Origin of the sequence: Streptomyces sulfonofaciens (assembly GCF_014656295.1) — a bacterium.
GTDB lineage: Bacteria > Actinomycetota > Actinomycetes > Streptomycetales > Streptomycetaceae > Streptomyces > Streptomyces sulfonofaciens.
In genome coordinates, this window is the sequence record NZ_BNCD01000026.1 from 1 (window position 1) to 18,227 (window position 18,227).

Below are 18,227 nucleotides of genomic sequence, written 5' to 3' on the forward strand. Positions count from 1 at the left end.
GAGCGCCTTGCGCACCGAGCCGACCAGCGTCGCGGCCCGGCTCTCGTGGTCCGCCCGGGAACAGGCGAGCATCACATAGTTGGGCTGCCGGACGTGGTACGCCATCTCCGTGTGGAACTCCAGCAGCGTCTCCGAGGTCTCCGACGACAGGAAGTGCGCCCCGGGGGAGGGGTACACGTCGTGGTAGACCGTGCCGGCGCGCAGCTCCCGGTAGCCGGTGTGCAGCCCGAGGCGACGGCCGACGACGGCGAGTGCCGCCTCCATGTTCAGCAGCTCACGTTCCACCGGGGCCGGTGTGCTCTCCGGCGTGCGGGGCAGGGCGTCGTCCGCCTCGACGGGGAGGTTGCGCAGCAACAGGTAACCGTCGGTGTTGCCGGCGGAGCCGAACTCGTCGAGCACCGTCGCCAACCGCGCCGGCAGGGCGTCCGCGGCCGAGCGGGCGGCGTCGAAGAAGGCGTGCAGATCGCCGCGCGGGACCCGCGGCAGCCGGGCGAAGAGCCGTTGCAGTTGAGGGGAGAACTCCGAGCAGTCCAGGGCAGTCATGCGCTTTCCCTTTCTCGAACCGTGCTGAGGGCGTACTGGTGGAGGAGTTCGGCCCCGATCTCGGTGGCCAGGACGGAGGTGATCCCCCCGTGGTCGTAGAGCGGCGAGACCTCCATCACGTCGAATCCCACCGGCTTGAGATCACCGACGTGCCGCAGGAGCGACAGGACCTCCCGTGAGCTCGGCCCGCCGGGGGCCGGGGTGCCGGTGCCCGGTGCGAACGCGGGGTCGACGACGTCGATGTCCACCGAGACGTAGACCGGTGCGTCGCCGATGCACTCCCGTGCCAGGCGCGCGGTGCCGGCCGGGCCCGCTTCGGCGAACTCGTCGGAGGTGATGATCCGCACCCCGTGGCCCCGGGCGTAGTCGAGCGAGTCGGGCCGGGGGTTGTGCCCGCGGATGCCTATCTGGACCATCCGGCGCGGATCGACGAGCTTCTCCTCGATGGCGTGCCGGAACGGCGTGCCGTGGTGGTACTCGCCGCCGTAGAAGGCGGGGTTGGTGTCCGAGTGGGCGTCCAGGTGCAGGACGGCCACCGGACCGTGGCGGTGGGCGACGGCGCGCAGGGCGGCGAGTGTCAGCGAGTGGTCGCCGCCGAGCATGAGGAAGGCGCCGTTGCCGTCGAGCAGGCCGCTCAGACGCCGCTCCGCGGTCTCCATCGCGATGTGCATGTTGAACGGTGTCAGGTCGATGTCCCCGGCGTCGGCGCAGGAGATCAGGTCGAAGGTCCCCGGCCCGCGGTCGATGCCCATACCGTGGATGAGCCCCGACTCGCCCCGGATCGCGCGGGGGCCGAACCGGGCACCCGGCCGGTAGCTCGTGCCCCCGTCGTACGGCGCGCCGATGACCACCGCGTCGTAGCCCTGGGGCGACGGCACGTGGGGCAGGCGCATGAAAGTGGGGATCTGCGCGTAGCGGGGTGAGACGTCGGTGTCGATGCGCTTCACGACTCAGCCGTTCCTCTCGATCGGGCTTGCACGTCGGCCTCTCTCGCGGGTCCGGGTGGTCCGTCCGCTCCGGTCACCGGACGACCTTCGAGCACAGGCGCTCCGTGACCCGCTCGAGCACCGTCGTCGTCTCCACCTCGTCCGGATCGCGGCCGCCGACGACGACCAGGTCGAACAGCTCCCGGACGTAGAGCTTCTTGGTCTCGCGCAGGTGCTCGTGCGGCAGTCCGGCGTCGACCAGGTGTTCGCTGAAGGCCGAGGAGACCCCCGATCCCTCGTGGACGCCGAGCTTGGGCCGCAGGACCGTCTGCCGCGGGAGGAGGTCGGCCAGCGCCTCTCGCAGCACCCACTTGTCCCGCCCGTACCGGCTCTTCAGGCCGGCCTCAAGCGAGACCAGGACATCCAGCACGGCACGGTCCCAGTACGGGTGCGTCGTCCAGTGGCCGGCCACCGTGGACAGGACCGGCGTCAACTCGTTCAGGCCGTCGAAGCCGTCCATGTCGCTCACGATGGCGTCGTCCAGGGGGGCCAGCCGGCCCTCGCGGTGCATGCCGCCCAGTGGTATGTCCGCCCCGTAGCCGGTCAGGATGCGCCGGTTCCCGCCGCCGATCCGCAGGTAGAGCGCCGTCAGGGGCAGCAGGTACTCGACGATGGCCGGATCCAGCGTCTCGGCCGCCCACACCGCATGGGGCAGCGAGCGCAGCAACTCGTCCGTGGGGATGGTGATCTCGCTGTGGTGGGATCCGATGTGCTCGGCGACGGTGCGGGCCTGCGCGAACTCGTCGGCGTCCTCGGTGCCCATCGACACGGTGTCGATCCTGTCGTCGAGCCTGCCGGCCGCGAGGGCGGCGACACCGGACGAGTCGATGCCGCCGGACAGCACCACCATGGGCGTGGCCGTACCCAGCCGCGCGTGCACGGCACCTTCGAGGCTGCGCCGCACGAGGCCCACGGCCTCGTCCTCGGGCAGTACGAGGCGCGAGCGGGGAGGGGCCCACGTGTGGTCGGCGGTGCAGGCACCGCTGCCGAGGTCGACGTCCAGGACCAGGCCGGCCCTGAGCTGGTACGTGCCGGGCAGGCCCCGGACGGGGCGCGTCCCGGCGAGGGGTCGCCCCGGCACCGCGGTGCGCAACGTCTTGACCTCCGTGGCGGCCAGCAGCCGACCGGGCGCGACGTTCGCGTAGAGCGGCACCGTCCCCGCGTGGTCGGTGGCGAGCACCACGCGCCCGCCCTCGACCAGCAGCGCGGCGAAGCGTCCGTTCAGCAGCCGGAACGCATGGCGGTCGTAGCGGGCGAAGAGGGCCAGCACCAGGGCCGCGTCGTCCGCCGAAGCGGCCCCGTCGGGCAGCAGGGAGAGCAACTCGCCGCGGTTGTAGAGCTCTCCGGCCAGCAGCACCGCCCGGCCCCCGGCGTGTGCGTGGGCACCGTCGGGCGCTCCGCTGTGCAGCAGGTGCGCCACCAGATGGGAGCCGGGAAAGCCGTCCCGCACCTCGGCCGCCTCGCCGCGTGCGGCGAAGGCTCTCCTGGGGAGCCCGGCGCCCGAGTCCTCCCGGACCGAGGCCAGGAAGCCGATCGCCGCGGGAAGAGTCTGCGCGGCCATCAGATGCTCAGGGCTCCGAACCCACCGGGCTGGAAGTCGTAGGCCACCGGCACCTCGATGAGGAAGGGGCGGCCCAACCCGGCGCCCTTGCGCAGCGCGGACAGCAGCTCCTGCCGGCTGCCCGCCCTGGTCGACTCCACCCCGTTGGCCAGAGCGAGTTTGGTGAAGTCGACACTGTTGAACTTGATGGCCGGGTCGTGCGAGCGCTCGTGGCCCATGTACTGGTAGAGCTCGATCAGACCGTTGGTGTCGTTGTTGACGACGACCATGACGATGGGCAGGTTGAGCCGGGCGATCGTCTCCAGGTCGGCGCTGTTGGAGTGGAAGCCGCCGTCCCCGGCGATGAGGAAGGTGGGTTGTCCGGGCCGCGCGAGCTGGGCGCCGATCGCCGCGGGCAGCCCGTAGCCGAAGCTCGAACAGCCGGCCGAGGTGAGGAATCCGAACGGCTGGTTCGCCCGGGCGAACAGCACGCCGTAGTGCCGGAAGAAACCGATGTCGGAGACGATGGTCCCGCCGTCCCCCTCGGCGCTCTCCGCCATCACGGTGTTCATGCAGTCGATGACCTGCTGGACCCGCATGCCGTCGGAGTACTCCTCGGTGTCCGAGAGGAAGGCGGCGATGCGCTCCCGGAGCGGGGCGATGTCGTGCGGCTGCTTGGGCGTGACCTCGGCGGTGGCGGTTTCGAGGTACGTCAGGAACGCTTGGACGTCGGTCACGACATCGATGTCCGGGCGGTAGACCCGCGGCACGGGATTGGGCGTGGGCGCCACCCGGACCGTCGTCTTGTCCACGCCGTGCCGCCACATCGACGGCCGCAGGTCCTCCGCGTAGTCGTAGCCCAGCGTGAGGACGAGATCGGCCCGGCCGAACAGGGTGTCCAGCGCCGGATAGGAGAGGATGCCGTCCATGTAGCCCGTCACGGCGCCGTAGTTGAGCTCGTGGTCCTGCGGCAGGACGCCCTTGGCGATGTACGTGGTGATCACCGGCAGCCGCAGCCGCTCGGCCAGCGCACGGATGGCGGGCACGGCGCCCGACCGGATCGCGGAGGCGCCGACCACGAGCACCGGATGCTCGGCCACGGCGATGAGTTCTCCCGCACGCCGCGCCGCCTCCTGCCACCCCTCGGAGGTCGCGGTGAAGGGCTTGGCCGGGGTCGTGGCCTCGGCGCGCTCCCCCTCCGTGCCGGTCTCGCTGCCCAGCAGGTCAACCGGCAACGAGAGGAAGCTCGGACCGACCGGCTCGGTCATCGCCGCCAGCACGGCCGAGTCGACCAGGTCGTCGATGTCATCGGGGCGCTGGAGTTCGGCGGCGTACTTCGTCATGGGCCGCATGATCGACACGGAGTCCAGGCACTGGTGCGTGTCGTTGGGGAAGATGTCGTAGGACTCGGACTGCGCGGCCAGTGCGATGACGGGGGAGCGGTCGAGCGCCGAGGTGGCCACCCCGGTCGACAGGTTGGTCATGCCCGGGCCGAGCGTGGCCCAGCACGCCTGCGGCTGCCCGGTGATGCGCGCCAGCACATCGGCGGCGACCCCCGCCGTGAACTCGTGCCGGGTCAGGACGAAATCGATCCCGTCCACCTCGTCGAAGAGGATCGCCGACGCCTCACGGCCGACCACTCCGAACACCGTCCGCACTCCGTGGTCACGCAGCCGCCGGAGGAGGGCGTGGGCCGTCGAGGTCTTGGAACGTGACACGGTGGAGATACGTGACATGGGGGAACTCCTTCGCATACGGGTTCGTGTCTTGGGGGGAGGAACGCGCCGTGCTTGAAGTTGCGGTGCGAGCGTCGTGCCACCGGTGGGGGCGAGCCGGTGGCACGACGCCGCGTGATTCGAGCCTCCAACCGACAACTTGCAGATTCATGGGCGAACCCCTTGCCGCTTCTACAAGGGGTCGTCCCCCGCCCTGCCGGCTCGCGCCGGCGCCACGCCCCGGGTGATCGCTCCTGGCGAGGCGGTCGGCGGGCGTCGGGCGCGGGCGCCGCCGTCGGCGGGCGGCGCGGCTTGCGGGAAGAACTACCAGGTGACCGGCAGCGACCACGGCCCTTGCAGCAGCCGGTCGTGCTTGAAGGTCACGTCCTCGGGCCGGACCGCCAGCCGCAGGCCGGGCAGGCGGTCCAGCAACGAGCCGAGTGCCACCTCCAGCTCCATCCGCGCCAACTGGGCCCCGGTGCAGTAGTGCACGCCGAAGCCGAAGGCGATGTGCGGGTTCGGGTCGCGTGTCATGTCGAACGTGTCCGGGTCGTCGAACACCGTGCGGTCCCGGTTGCCGGAGGCGATCCGCACGAACACGGCCTCCCCCGCGCGCACCACGCCACCCGCCAGCTCCACGTCCTCCGTGGCGATGCGCGCGACGCCGGCCGTGGTGCCCATCGGGGTGATCCGGAGCAGTTCGTCCAGCGCCCCCGGCAGCAGACTGCGGTCCTCGCGCAGCAGGGAGAGCGCCTCGGGCTGGGTCAGGAGGGTGTAGACGAAGTTGCCGATCTGGTTGACGGTGGTGTCGCTGCCCGCGATGAGCAGGGTCACACCAAAGATGATCAACTCTTCCTCGGAGAGGCGGTCCTGGTCGTCCCGCGCCGCCACCAGCGCGCCGAGGATGTCGTCCGTCGGCTGCGCGCGCCGCTGGGCGACCATGCCGGCCAGGTACGCGTCGAGTTCGCGACGGGCAAGCTCGACCTCGTCCGGGGTGAGGGAACCGATCGTCCTGATGGCGTCCACCCAGTGGTTGAACCGGTCCCGGTCCTCAAGGGGCACCCCGAGCAGGGCGGAGAACACGGTGACCGGCAACGGCATGGAGAACGCCTGGACGAGGTCGACCGGGGGCCCCTGCTCCACCATCCGGTCGATCAGCTCGGTGGCGATCTCCTGCGTCCGGCCGCGGAGCCGCTCGACGCGTTCCGCGGTGAACGCCTTGCTCACCAGGTTTCGCAGACGGGTGTGTTCCGGCGGGTCGGCGGTGACGATCGAGCGGGCCGTGGGGATGGTCGGCAGGACCCGGGGCACGTCCTTGCCGAGGGTGGCGGCCCGGCTGAACCGGTGGTCGGCGAGCACACGCTTGATGTCCTCATAGCGCGTGACCAGCCACGCCTCACCTCCGTAGGGCATCCGCACCCTCGCCAGCGGGGTGCGCTCGCGGAGTTCGGCGTAAAGCGGGTTCATGTCGAGAGAGCCCGGATGCTCGAAGGGGTAGGCCGGCGGCGTCTGATCCGTGGTCATGCCACGGAGCGTCGTCCGCTCCCCTTGGCGCGCATTGGACGACCGGCTTGGAACCGTCCGCCTCGGCATGGACGGGGCGGGCGGGAAGCCGGCCGCCCACAAGGAGTGTCAGCGCGCCCGCTTCCCGCTCCCCGTCCGCCCCCGCCGGCAACGGGTCCCCGGCGGGGCGGTTGCGCCGTCACTGCCGCTGGTACTCGATCCAGACCGACCGGGCGAGTTCGTCGTGGAACGCCGCGGCCCTGGCGTCGGAGTCGTGCCGCGACATCACCAGCACGGGATGCGCGGTGAGGGGAGCGGGATAGGGCCGGACCTCCTGGCCCGGACACATGAGCTGGAGCACCCGGTCCACCTCCGGGTTCCCGTCGAGCCCGTCGAGGCCGTGGAAGCGTTCTATGCGCCCGCCCGCGCCCACCGGAACCAGGTAAGCGGCGGCATGTCCGACGACCGCCGGTGGCTCGTCCCAGCACAGGGGCCGCCGGCCCGCGCAGATGCGCAGCGCCTCGGCGGCGAAGTCGATGCCCGAGCTGGCCTGCACCAGGTGGTGCAGGAAGCCGCCCCCGCCTATGCGAGCCCCCATCTCCAGGACGAACGGTCCGGTACCGCGGCACAGCCGCAGCTCCGTGTGCGTCGCGCCGGTGGTGACGCCGAACGCGGCATGGGCGGCGACCACCTGCCGCTCGACGTCCGCCAGCACGTCCGGGGGCAGCGGTGCGGGAGATCGGAAGCGCACCTCCTCGAAGTACGGCCCCGGCATCTCGCCCTTGTAGTTGATCGCGCACACCCGGACCTCGCCCTGGTGGACCAGTGACTCGACGGAGATCTCCGGACCGTCCAGGTACTCCTCCACGATCACGGTGTGGCCGTCGCCGCCGTAGCCCAGTTCGCCGCCGGACAGCTTCCAGACCTGATGGACGGTGGCCTCCAGGTCGTCGGCGTCGTCGACGCGCACCACACCGAAGCTGGAGTAGCCGGTGGCGGGCTTGACGACCAGGGGTGTGCGCAGGCCGCGCGCACGCTGCCACTCCTCGGGAGCGCCCAGCGCGACGAAGCCCGGGACGGGCAACCCGGCGTCCCGCAGCCGCTCGCGCATCAGCGACTTGTCCCGCACCACCAGTGCCGTCTCCTCGTCGAGCCCCACCAGACCGAGGGACCGCGCCACGCGGGCCACCAGGGGCACCGCCAGCTCGCTGCACGCCATGATCCCCTCGAACCCCTCGCGGGCGTGCAGGTCCTCAAGCGCCCGCACGGCGCCGGCCATGTCGGCTTCGGTGTCGAGGAACAGGCAGGACACGACCGGGTCGGGCAGGTCGGCCGGGTCCAGGTCCAAGGCCTTCCAGGGCAGCAGCACCAGATCGAACCCGGCACGGGCCGCGCCTTCGAACACCCATGGCATGTAGTCGCGCTGGTGGACGAGTACGATCCTCGGTCGGTGTGACATCGGGGCTCCTCGTTGTGTCGGTGTCCACGGTCGGCCCGCAGCACGGCTGGTGCAAAAGGCAGGCAGGACGACGCTCGTCCCGCGGCCGTGTAGGCCGCTTGACGCCGGGACACCCCCCGCGTCAGTGGGCCGTCAAGCGAACGGCCAGGGGGGATCGGGTGGGCGCCCCACCCACCGCCTGCCGGGGCGGCAAGACGGTGGGCAAGTGGACGGCAAGCGCCGAACGGGAACCTCTGCCTGTCGATCGGGACCACCCAGCCGAGGAGACATGGCCGTGACCACCACTGACGCACCCGCCTCCACCAGTACGACGAGGCCGGCGAGCCTCGCCGCCGACGACGTACGGCGGATCGTCCACCCCTACACCCCGACCGAAAGCAGGGAGCGCTTCATCATCGAGTCGGGATCCGGCTGCCGGGTCCGGGACGTCGACGGTCGGGAGTACCTGGACGGGATCGGCGGTCTGGGCCTGTCGCAGATCGGACACGGGCGGACGGAGATCGCCGAAGCCGCCGCCGCGCAGATGAAGCGGCTGGAGTTCTTCCACAGCCGCTGGAACTTCTCCAACGATCGCGCGATCGAGCTGGCGAGCAGGCTCGGCGAGATAGCACCCGAGGGCCTCGACCACGTCTACTTCACCAGTGGCGGGGCTGAGGGCAACGACATCGCACTGCGGATGGCCCGGTACTTCCACTACCGCAACGGAGAGCCGGAACGCACCTGGTTCCTGGCCCGCAACATGGCCTACCACGGGATCACCTACGGCAGCGGGAGCGTGACCGGCTCGGCCGAATACCACGAGGGATTCGGCCCGATGCTCCCGAACGTCAAGTTCCTGACCGCGCCGTACCCGTACAAGCGCCACTTCTTCCACGGTGAGGACCCCACCGAGTTCTGCCTGCGGGAACTGCGGGAGACCATCGAGGAGATCGGTCCTGAGCACATCGCCGCCATGATCGGCGAGCCGATCATGGGACCCGGCGGCGTGCTGATCCCTCCGCCGGACTACTGGCCCCGCGTCGCCGAAGTGCTGCGCTCGTACGGCATCCTCCTGATCTCCGACGAGATCGTCACCGGATACGGCAGGCTCGGCCGCTGGTTCGGCGCCGAGCACGTCGGAGTCACCCCGGACATCCTGGTCACCGCCAAGGGACTGACCTCCGGATACGTCCCGCACGGGGCCGTGCTGCTCAACAGCCGCGTCGCGGAGGCGATCGGCCGGGACTCGGGCTTCCCGATCGGGTACACCTACAACGGGCACCCCACCGCCTGCGCCGTCGCCCTGGCGAACCTCGACATCATCGAGCGGGAGGGACTGGTACGCAACGCCGAGGTGGTCGGCAACTACCTGGGCGACCAGCTCCGCGCGCTGCTCGACCTGCCGGCCGTCGGCGAGGTCCGCCAGCTCGGGCTGATGATGGCTGTGGAACTGGTGTCGGACAAGGAGACCCGCGAGCCGCTGCCCCAGGGCACTTCCCCGGTCGCCGACCGGATCCGGGAGGAGAGCGGGGTGCTGGTGCGCGGCAACCCCAACTCCTTCGTGCTGACGCCGCCGCTCGTACTGACCGAGGCGGAGGCCGACGAGGCCGCGGAAGGCGTGCGCTCGGTGCTGCGGCGGCTCCGTCCCGACGGAACCATCGAGTAGGCCGCCCCGGGCGGCGGCGCCTCCGCCGCGGCGGCAGACCGAACGCGGGTCGACCCGCTCCGACACGTGTGTCCCACGTGCGGAGCGGGTCGACCCGCGTCGGGTGTCCGCACGCGCGCCACCGGGACCGTAACCGCGGCAGCGGGATGCGGGAAACGGGTCCGGCGCGGTCCGCACCGGTGGCCGCCCCTGCCCGCGCACCCGCGATTCGGCGTCGGTGGCCGGGCCCGGGCCCGGGCGGGTCGAAGCTCCGCGCCGGCGGTGGGCACCGGCGGTCAGCGGCCCCGCGCGTCCTTGGCGCCCGGCAGGGCCGCGTCCGCAGGGGTGACGGGCACGGCGAGCGGGGTGAGAACGGGTAGCTGGCGGATGACGGAGCGCACGGCACGCTGGCGGAGTTCCACGGCGGCCTCCTCGGACAGGTCCTGGCGCACGACGTCGCGGACGAGCGAGTGTTCGAAGTCGATGCTCTCGTACTCCTCGGACTCCAGCCGCAGCAGGCCGCCGCGCTGGGCCGCGCGAACCGCCTCCGCCACTACGCCGGCCTGGCCCGTCATGTCCTCCAGGAAGACCCGGGGCACCCCCTGGGCGAGGACGGAGGCCATGTCGAGTACGGTGCGGACGTCTTCAGGCAGGGAGCCGATCCGTTCAAGGATGACGTCGCGGAGGCTGTCGGGAACCATGGTGCGCACGTCGTCGAGCGTGGTGCGATCGGTCAGGTGCCTGGCCAGTTCGAGGACGAAGTAGGGGTTGCCGTGGGTGCGCTCGTGCAGCGCCGCGATGACGTCACTGCCCGGTACCGCTGTCCGGGACGTCACGGTGGCGGCCAGGGCGGCGGTCTCCGACTGGCTGAGCCCGCCGAGGTGGATGATCTCGACGCCGGGTTGCTGCACGAGGGCGGCGAGTGTCTTGCGCAGATGCGGGTCGTGGGCGGGCAGGAAGGTCCGCAGGGACACCAGCAGGGTCAGACGCGCACCGGTCAACTGCCCGACCAGGAAGCGCAGGACCTCCCAGGAACAGAGGTCGGCCCAGTGGAGGTTCTCGACGACCAGGATGAGCGGGCTTCGGCTGAGGATTTCCAGTGCCCGGGTGATGGCGTCGTGGAACTCGAAGTCCGTCGGTGTGGTGGGGGCCTGCTGTGACGGCTCGTCGTGGGCGGGGGCCAGTTCCGGTACGAGGTGGCCCAGCACTCGCCGTGTCCGGCCGGACAGGGAGCGTACGAAGCGGGGCCGCACGTCCAGGGCGCGCCGCAGGATGCGGGCCCAGGGCCAGTAGGGCGGCATGCCCTGCATATTGGGGCACTGGACAGTGATCACGTCGCTCGCCCCGGCCGTGGCGGTGAACTGCTGGAGGAGGCGTGTCTTGCCACTGCCTGCTTCTCCGAGCAGGACTGCGGTGCGGCCCGTGCCGGACCAGGTGGCGCGTTGTGCGGCGATCAGGGTGGCGAGTTCGTCGTGCCTGCCGACGAATGGGTGTGCTTCGGGGTCCGTGGTGGGTTCGGCGGGGCGGTGGGTGCCGGCGAGGGCCAGGGGCTTGGGTTCCGACGCGGGTAATTCCTCGGGCAGGTGCAGACACGGGTCGTGGCGCAGGATGTTGGCGTGCATGCGCTGGAGTTGGAGGCTGGGGTCGACGCCGAGTTCGTCCGCGAGCAGGTGCCGGGTACGTTCGAAGGTGCGCAGGGCGTCGGCCTGGCGGCCCATGCGGTACTGGGCTCGCATGAGGAGGGTCACCAGGCGTTCTTCCAGCGGGTTGCGGCTGACCTCGGTCTCGAGTTCGGGCAATGTCACGTCATCGCGCCGGAGTAGGAAGGCCATCTCGGCCCTCTGCTCGATGACGGTGAGGCGGATGCGCTCCAGGCGGACTGATTCCTGGCCGGCGAAGGGGTATTCGGCCAGGTCGTCCAGGGGAGGGGCGGTCCAGATGCGCAGAGCGGCGCCGAAGAGGCGGAAAGCGCCGGCGTGGTCCCCGGTGTGTGCGGCCTGGTGGGCCTCCTGGGCGAGTTGCTCGAAGCGGAGCGCGTCGATCTCGTCCGTCGGCGCGAGAAGGACGTAGCCGGGAGGCCGGTACTGGATTTCCAGGCGGGAACCATTGGGCAATGGCCGGTGGGAGAGCAGCTTGCGCAGCCGTGACACATACGAGTGCAACGACGCCAGTGCCTGCTGGGGCGGTTCGCTGCCCCACAGCCGGTCCACCATCGTCGGCACGGGCACCACATGGCCCACGTCCGTCAGCAGCACCGCCAGCACCGCCCGTTGGCGGGGAGGGCCGAGTTTGACGCTGCGGCCGTTGAGTCTGACCGACAGTGGCCCGAACAGCGAGATCGCGGGGGCCCGCACCGTCGTCGGGGCCGTCGATTCCGACGACCGGTTCTCCGGAACACTCCCGACACTGGTGAGCTGGCTGTACACGGGCCGCCCTCCTTGACGTGATGCGGACGGTTGCCCACGCCCGGGACACACCGCAGTCCGCCTGGCACCAGCAGAGGTTATAGGCTACAAAGATTTGCTTCCATGCAAGCACACGAGGACGGCGTTCCTGCGGGGCGGGCAGTGTGATCCACGCCACGCGCCAGGGGCCCTCCGCGGCCGCGGCAGCGGCGAGCCGGCACTCCCCCCTGCTGGTCACCGCACTCGCCGCAAGCGGGTGGCCGCTCGCGGCGACGCGGGACACCGGAGCCGACGGTGGGCGCCGACCCGATGGCAAGGGCGCCGTCAAGCGATCAGCAAGCCGCCCTGACGAGGCTGCGGTCGTCGGCCGTGGCCGCCGCCCGGCGAACCGGGCGGGGGCACGACCGGCGCCACCGAGCCGACCCCGTCGGCCCCCACCCGATCCCGAGTCCGAAGTCCGAGGAGAGATGAGCAAGCACTTCGCCTTCACGGTGGTGCCCGGGCACGGCCACGTCAACCCCACCCTGCCCCTGGTGGAGGAGCTGGTGGCCCGGGGCCACCGGGTCACGTACATCACCGGCGCCGACCTGCTGCCCGCGGTTCTCGCCGCCGGCGCCACCCCGGTCGCAAGGCCCTGGGCGCTGCCCCGCCCCGCCCAGAGGGGCTACCCGTACGCGTACTCCGTCGAGGTCCTGGTGGCCGGCCTGCGGGCCGCTCAGGAGCAGGCCGAGCTGGTGTGCCCGTCGATCCTGGCGCACTTCGGGCAGGATCGGCCGGACGCCGTCTGCTTCGACAGCATGGACGTCCTCGGACCGCTGCTCGCGGGGAGACTGGAGGTGCCGACGGTCGCGCTGATGCCGAGCTGGGCCAACAACGAGCATTTCGACCTGCGCGACATGCTGGTGCGCGGCGGCATGGCCGACGACGAAAGGCTGACCGGGGCGCTGGCCGAACTGGCCGGGACGCAGGCACGGTTCCGCGCGGCCAACGGACTGCCCACGCACACACCGGCCCTGAGGTTCGAACCACCCTGCGCGTTGCACCTGGTGTTCATGCCGCGCACATTCCAGATCGCCGGGGACACCTTCGACGACCGGTTCCGGTTCCTCGGCCCCGCGCTGGGTTCCCGGGCCGACGCCCAGGGCTGGCAGCCGCCCGCCGACGGCTCGCCGGTGCTGTTCATCTCCCTGGGGACCGCCTTCAACCACCGCCCCGACTTCTACGCCCAGTGCATCGAGGCGTTCGGCGACAGCCGCTGGCACGTGGTGATGGCCGTCGGCGAACGGGTGGAGCTTCCGCCCGTGCCGGACAACTTCGAGGTCGCGCCGTACTTCCCGCAGCCGGCGGTGCTGGCCGGCACCACCGTGTTCCTCTCCCACACCGGCATGAACTCCACCCTGGAGTCGCTGTACTACGGGGTTCCGCTGGTGTCGGTGCCGCAGATGCCCGAACAGGTCGTCAACGGAGGGCGCGCGGCGGAACTCGGCCTCGGCCGTCGGCTCGACCCCTCCGAGATCACCGCGGAGCTGCTGCGCCGGACCGTCGACGAGGTGGCGTTCGACCCGGTGATCCGCGCCAACGTCACCGAGTTCGGCGCGCACCTGCGCGCGGTCGACGGTGCCGCGCTCGGCGCGGACGCGCTGGAGGAACTGCTCGGCTGACCGCTCGCCCGCTCGCCCGATCACTCAGGCCCGGGACCCAGGGAGCGAGGTTTCTCGGCTACGAGATCACAACCCGGCGCAGAGGACTTTCCCATGCGAGTGCCTCGCCGCGCGGCCGACCCGCCGCCCTGGCTGACGGGTTACCGAGGAATCAATCAGCGGCACAAGCGCAAGCGGCGGAACCAACAGGACTATCTCGCACCCGCAGAGACACGATCGAAGGAAGGGCAACTCACATGACGACTGATCTCCGAGTGTTGCGCACTGACGAATGGGACCGATGGTTCGAGTCGATGCTCCTGGCCTTCGGCCGCACAGGCGAGGGCGAAGGCGAGGAGCGGCGGTCCTTCTGGCAGGCGGTGATCGACCCCGAGCGCGCTGTCGGGTTGTGGGACGGGGAGGAGTGCGTCGGCGCAACGGCCATGCATGCGTTCCGGATGACGGTGCCAGGCGGATCCCTGGTGTCGACAGGCGGCTTCGGAATGGTGAGCGTGGCCACCACACACCGAAGGCGAGGCCTGCTCCGGGCGATGATGCGGTATCAGCTCGACCGGCTCAGGAAGTGGAACGAGCCGCTTGCCGTGGTGACCGCCACGGAGCCCGGCATCTATGGGCGGTTCGGCTTCGGTCCCGCCGTCGAGGAGCTGTGGTTCGACATCGACTCCTCCCGAGTGCGGGTCGCGGAGGTGGCGGGCGAGGACGCTCTTGTGTTGCGCCGCGCACGTCCGGAAGACTCGGTAGTCCGCGAGCTGTGCGAGCGGCTGTACGCAGAGGACGTGCCCCGCAGGCCCGGAATGCTCGAGCGCATGCCGGGCTGGGAGCGGCTGCCGTTCCTCGACGATCCCAGGCAACGGCCCGGCAGGTCCTCGCTGCAGTGCGTGATGGCGTCGCGCGACGGCGAGCCTGTGGGGTTCGTCACCTACCGCATTGAGCCGCGGCCGGGTGCGAACGGCATCGTCCACCTGAGCGCGCTGCACGCGGCGGACCCCGCGGCGCATGCGGCGCTGTGGCGGCTGCTGTTCGACGTGGACCTCACCTCCACGGTCCATGCACATGGCCGACCCGTCGACGATCCGCTTCAGTACCTGGTGTCGGACGTCCGGCGCAGCAACATGCAACTGCGGGACGCGCTGTATCTGCGCCTGGTGGACGTGGGGGCGGCGCTCGCGGCCCGTACCTATCGGGCGCCGGTGGACGTAGTGCTGGACGTGTCGGATGCTTTCTGCCCGTGGAACGAGCGACGCTGGCTGCTGCGTGGCGACCGGCAGGGGGCGACGTGCGTACGCACCGAGCGGCCGGCCGATCTCGCAATGACGGCACGGGACCTGGCAACCGTGTACCTGGGCGGTGTGCAGATGGCTGCTTTGGCCCGCGTCGGACGGGTGCGTGAGCTGACGGCCGGCACGCTCGACGCGACCTCGCTCGCGTTCGGCTCGGACGCCGCCCCCTGGCTGCCGCACGGCTTCTGAATGCGCCGCGCCCGGTCACCCCGGATGCCTTCTTTTCCGCCCCGAACGTCCCACTTCCTCTTCCGAGTCACCGAACGTCCCACTTCCTCTCCCGAGAGATCGCCACTGGCTGGGCGCGGTCGGCTGCGTCTTGGAGGACGCGGACCGGGGCGCATCCGTGGTGGCCGGAACTGTCTTCACGGCGCGCCGACGCTGAGCCGTATCAGCCGGCTTGCGATGGCCGGGAGTCGCCGACACTGCCCCGATACCGTCGGCGCCCCGCTCGCTGCGGACCTCGTCGACGGTGTCGCCACCTTTCGACTCCGGGGAGGCGATCGTGCCGTCCGCGCACAGCTCATTCACACCTTGTTCCGCAGGCGGGTCGCCTCGTCGGACTCGCCGGTCATGTTCGTCATGAAATTCCTTCAGTCGTACGTGTTCGAAGGGCAGGCCGTTACAACGCGCCGGGGGGCCAAGAGGCTATAGGCGGCGCTTCTCCTCCTCTGCGGGTTGAAGCCGGGCCGGGTAGGGTCCGCGTCGGTCTTCGCCTCCGCCAACGGAGGTTGTGGAAGTCAGTTCGTGCGGTAGACGTCGTCGAGTGCGCTGCCGTCGGGCGGGAGCCCCGGAGGAGACCGAGCATGTCTGCCTCGTCGTCCGTGGACCGCCGGGCGGTGACGTGTTCCTTGACGTGGTCATAGCGGATGCGGTGGCGGGCTTCGACGTGGGCTCGCAAGGGCTCGTCGAGCGGGCCCGGGTCGGCCAGCCGGGCGCCCTGGCACATGGCCTTGGGGAAGTAGGAGCACGCCACCTGCTCGGGGTGGCCGTCCTGCTCCACCAAGAAGCGGCGGCGGACGACCATCGCTCCCTTGCTGACGTCGAGTAGGTCGGCGATGCGTTGTGGTGCTCGGACGTGGCCGACGTCCACGAGCCGGCCCGGCGTCTCGGCCTCGATGCGCTCGCACGCCCGCAGACCCAGGCGCGGGCGGGGCTCGCTGGGCTCGGGGCGTCCGCGTACGACGGTGCCGTATCCGTGCCGGGACTCGATCCAGCCGTCCTGCTTCAGCAGCGACAGCGCGCGCACCACGGTGGGGCGGGAGTACCCGGTGTCCGCGCGGAGTCGGTTCTCGCTGGGCAGCAGCTCGCCTGGTTTGTATGCGCCGTCCTCGATCTGGCGTTGGATCGTGCGTGCGAGGCGGATGTATTTCGGTAACTCGACGTTGAAGGCCATGGGGTGCTGCTCTCGTGATGCGAGGGTGTGTGGCCGGGCCGCAAGGGGTTGCGGCCCGACCCGGCGTGGCTCCGGCTCGGGGGGGTTGGGTCCCCGGCCGGGCGCGGTGGGGCGGTCCCGGCCGGGGTGCGGCCACGCGGTTCTGGTGGCCGCATATCCCGCGGTGCGGCGCTGAGAGCAGCCGGGCCGCGGGGGCTTGGTGGGCCCTGGCCCGTCGGGTCGTGGGCACGCGGCGGGGGGTCGGGTGCGCGGGTACCGGGCGGGCCAGGGCGGTCAGGGGCGGCGGTCCGGGGCCGGTTCCGGGCGGTTCGCGGGCTCGGGGGCAGGGCGCCGCGGTCGCTTGGGGCACTGCTTGTGGGAGTAGTTCGTCGTGCCGGGGCCGCTGGCGCCGTGGTGGATGTGGGAGTCGTAGGGCTCGCCCGGGCGGATGCCCTGGTCGCATCGGACGCAGATCACAGGAAGACCTTCAGGTCGGGCGGACGAGGGACAGGGCCCATGCGGCGTCGGCGAGCACGGCGGTCACGAGCACGGTCACCTGGCCGAGGCCGAGACCGGTGTGCTCCACGAGCACGTCGTGCACGCGCCGGATACGCGCGTGGATGGTCACCACGTCGCCGCCTCCTTGCGGGCCTGCCCCAGCAGGGAGTAGCTCTCCTCCGCGCTGAGGGCGCCGGCCTGCATCTCGGTGAACCGCTCGTGCACCTCCGAGCTGCGGGTGTAGATGACCAGGTTCGGGCCGTGGAAGTCGGCGTAGAGGTAGCTGTCGGCCCGACCGTGGAGGACCAGCTCGGCAACGTGGGGCGTCGGCAAACACCACGGGCTGGTGAAGGGCAGGATGCGTACCTCGGCCTGCCGGCGGTCCATGAGGACCTGGAGGTGCGCCCACTGGGGGGCCAGCACCTGGGCGTCCTTCATCCGGCGTCGCAGGACGCCTTCCTCCAGGATGACGAGCACCGAGCGCGGGTCGTCGTCGGTCAGTCGGCGGGTGTCCGCGTGTTCCAGCACGGCGCGGTTCTTCTGCGGCCACAGGTCGGCCAGCGCGCGGGCGTACTCGGCGGTCTGCACGATGGGCGGCACCGCGTGGCTGGTGAAGACGCGCATGTGCGTGGCCGCGCGCTCGACCGCGGCCGCCCTGCGCACCGGGTTCGGGAGACAGTCGATGACCTCGTCCTGGGCCAGGCTCTCGGCCAGGCCCCAGCATTCATCGGCAGTGGTGATGCCGTACTGGCCGTACAGGGTGCGCGCCTGGTCCTCGGTGAGAGGGCCGGCGGCGTGCTCCAGGCGGTGCAGGGCCGGACGGCTGATGCCGGTGCGCTGGCTGACCGCCACCAGGGACTGCTGGCAGCTCGTGCGCAGCACGGGTAGGTCTGCCGTGACGACGAGATAGCCAGGTTTTCGGCCCTCGCGGAAGACCGGCGGCGGGGCGGGGTTGGCGGAAGGCAGCACAGGAAGATTCCTTCGGACAGGTACAGGGCAGAGAGGGCGGTGCGCGGGGCTCAGCCCTTGGCGAGCTGGTAGAGGAGCCAGCCGCCGAGGACGAAAGCGACGGTGATGACGGCGGGGCCGGCCAGGTCCCGAGCCCAGAGGCGGACGGTGTGCGCTCGGGCGCGCACCCGCACCGGGCCGCTGGTGGCATCGAGGGCCGCACCCACCGGGCAGTTGCGGGGGGCGGCGTGCATGCTCACGATGTGGCCCCCACAGGAAGGGCGCCGGTGAGCATGTCGTAACGGTCGCACAGGGCACGCACCTCGCACGCCAGGATCCTGACGTGCCGCCAGGCGGCCCCGAGCCCCGGTTCCGGCCAGAGGGTCAGCAGCACACGTGCGGACCGCGCCTCGGCCAGCGCAACCTCACGCGGCACGGACTCGGCCGGCCGAGTCGCTGCGGAATTCTCCACCGCGGCGATGAGCCGGACCATGTGGAGCCGCAGCAGCAGCCGCGTACCTTCCACCTCGCCCTGCCTCGGGAACGCATCCGGGGCGAGCACCGCAGCCGCGGCCGCGCGCATCGACTCGATGTCCAATGCTGCGCTCAGGTGATCGCTGTCTGTGACCTGCGTCATGCCAGGAACCTAAGGACCCAGTCCCTAAGGGCTCAATGGCACTTTGCTCGCCT

16 protein-coding genes are annotated in these 18,227 nt (G+C 71.1%); 3 read left to right on the top strand and 13 right to left on the bottom strand.

Annotated features, from left to right (window positions below; genetic code table 11):
• From IE313_RS29945 to IE313_RS29970, 6 genes are all read right to left on the bottom strand, one after another.
• Positions 1–543 (bottom strand): Fe(II)-2OG oxygenase family protein (locus tag IE313_RS29945; RefSeq protein WP_506005237.1); only part of this gene is annotated, 543 nt, incomplete at its 3' end.
• On the bottom strand, positions 540–1,490 hold the full coding sequence (gene speB / locus IE313_RS29950; protein WP_189937761.1) for an agmatinase: 951 nt from the start codon (positions 1,488–1,490) through the stop codon (positions 540–542). The genes IE313_RS29945 and speB, both read right to left, overlap by 4 nt.
• 73 nt (positions 1,491–1,563) lie before the next feature.
• Positions 1,564–3,090, bottom strand: coding sequence for an asparagine synthase-related protein (locus tag IE313_RS29955; RefSeq protein WP_189937762.1), 1,527 nt, complete (start codon positions 3,088–3,090; stop codon positions 1,564–1,566).
• On the bottom strand, positions 3,090–4,805 hold the full coding sequence (locus IE313_RS29960) for a thiamine pyrophosphate-binding protein (protein ID WP_189937763.1): 1,716 nt from the start codon (positions 4,803–4,805) through the stop codon (positions 3,090–3,092). The genes IE313_RS29955 and IE313_RS29960 overlap by 1 nt, the downstream gene beginning before the upstream one ends.
• Positions 4,806–5,108: 303 nt before the next feature.
• A complete protein-coding gene (locus IE313_RS29965; RefSeq protein ID WP_189937765.1) occupies positions 5,109–6,308 on the bottom strand; it encodes a cytochrome P450 in 1,200 nt (399 codons plus the stop codon).
• A 178-nt stretch (positions 6,309–6,486) separates the two neighbouring features.
• On the bottom strand, positions 6,487–7,746 hold the full coding sequence (locus IE313_RS29970) for an ATP-grasp domain-containing protein (RefSeq protein WP_189937766.1): 1,260 nt from the start codon (positions 7,744–7,746) through the stop codon (positions 6,487–6,489).
• A gap of 268 nt (positions 7,747–8,014) precedes the next feature.
• Between IE313_RS29970 and IE313_RS29975 the strand changes: the two genes are divergently transcribed.
• Positions 8,015–9,391: an aminotransferase family protein gene (locus IE313_RS29975; RefSeq protein ID WP_189937769.1), complete on the top strand. Its 1,377-nt coding sequence runs from the start codon at positions 8,015–8,017 to the stop codon at positions 9,389–9,391.
• A gap of 275 nt (positions 9,392–9,666) precedes the next feature.
• Here IE313_RS29975 and IE313_RS29980 read toward each other — a convergent pair whose 3' ends face one another.
• Entirely contained in the window at positions 9,667–11,796 is a 2,130-nt protein-coding gene (locus IE313_RS29980; RefSeq protein ID WP_189937773.1) for an ATP-binding protein, read from the bottom strand.
• Between the two features lie 446 nt (positions 11,797–12,242).
• Between IE313_RS29980 and IE313_RS29985 the strand changes: the two genes are divergently transcribed.
• Together IE313_RS29985 and IE313_RS29990 are read left to right on the top strand one after the other, a co-directional pair.
• Positions 12,243–13,436 carry a macrolide family glycosyltransferase gene (locus tag IE313_RS29985; protein WP_189937776.1) on the top strand — a complete coding sequence of 398 codons (1,194 nt, stop codon included), beginning with the start codon at positions 12,243–12,245 and terminating at the stop codon, positions 13,434–13,436.
• A 236-nt stretch (positions 13,437–13,672) separates the two neighbouring features.
• Entirely contained in the window at positions 13,673–14,905 is a 1,233-nt protein-coding gene (locus tag IE313_RS29990) for a GNAT family N-acetyltransferase (RefSeq protein WP_189937778.1), read from the top strand.
• 433 nt (positions 14,906–15,338) lie between these two features.
• Here IE313_RS29990 and IE313_RS29995 read toward each other — a convergent pair whose 3' ends face one another.
• The 6 genes from IE313_RS29995 to IE313_RS30020 all read right to left on the bottom strand — a co-directional run bounded on the left by IE313_RS29995 (position 15,339) and on the right by IE313_RS30020 (position 18,174).
• Positions 15,339–16,112 carry a GntR family transcriptional regulator gene (locus IE313_RS29995; RefSeq protein ID WP_189937780.1) on the bottom strand — a complete coding sequence of 258 codons (774 nt, stop codon included), beginning with the start codon at positions 16,110–16,112 and terminating at the stop codon, positions 15,339–15,341.
• Positions 16,113–16,385: 273 nt separating this feature from the next.
• Positions 16,386–16,568, bottom strand: coding sequence for a hypothetical protein (locus IE313_RS30000; RefSeq protein WP_189937782.1), 183 nt, complete (start codon positions 16,566–16,568; stop codon positions 16,386–16,388).
• A gap of 10 nt (positions 16,569–16,578) precedes the next feature.
• Positions 16,579–16,722, bottom strand: coding sequence for a hypothetical protein (locus IE313_RS30005; RefSeq protein WP_189937784.1), 144 nt, complete (start codon positions 16,720–16,722; stop codon positions 16,579–16,581).
• The gene (locus IE313_RS30010) at positions 16,716–17,558 is read right to left on the bottom strand and encodes a Scr1 family TA system antitoxin-like transcriptional regulator (protein ID WP_189937786.1); all 843 of its coding nucleotides are present in this window, start codon (positions 17,556–17,558) and stop codon (positions 16,716–16,718) included. Before IE313_RS30010 ends, IE313_RS30005 begins: the two co-directional genes overlap by 7 nt.
• Before the next feature lie 50 nt (positions 17,559–17,608).
• Positions 17,609–17,791 (bottom strand): hypothetical protein, encoded by a 183-nt coding sequence (locus IE313_RS30015; protein WP_189937788.1) that lies wholly within the window; start codon positions 17,789–17,791, stop codon positions 17,609–17,611.
• A gap of 2 nt (positions 17,792–17,793) precedes the next feature.
• On the bottom strand, positions 17,794–18,174 hold the full coding sequence (locus tag IE313_RS30020) for a DUF6415 family natural product biosynthesis protein (protein ID WP_189937790.1): 381 nt from the start codon (positions 18,172–18,174) through the stop codon (positions 17,794–17,796).
• Positions 18,175–18,227: the final 53 nt, after the last annotated feature.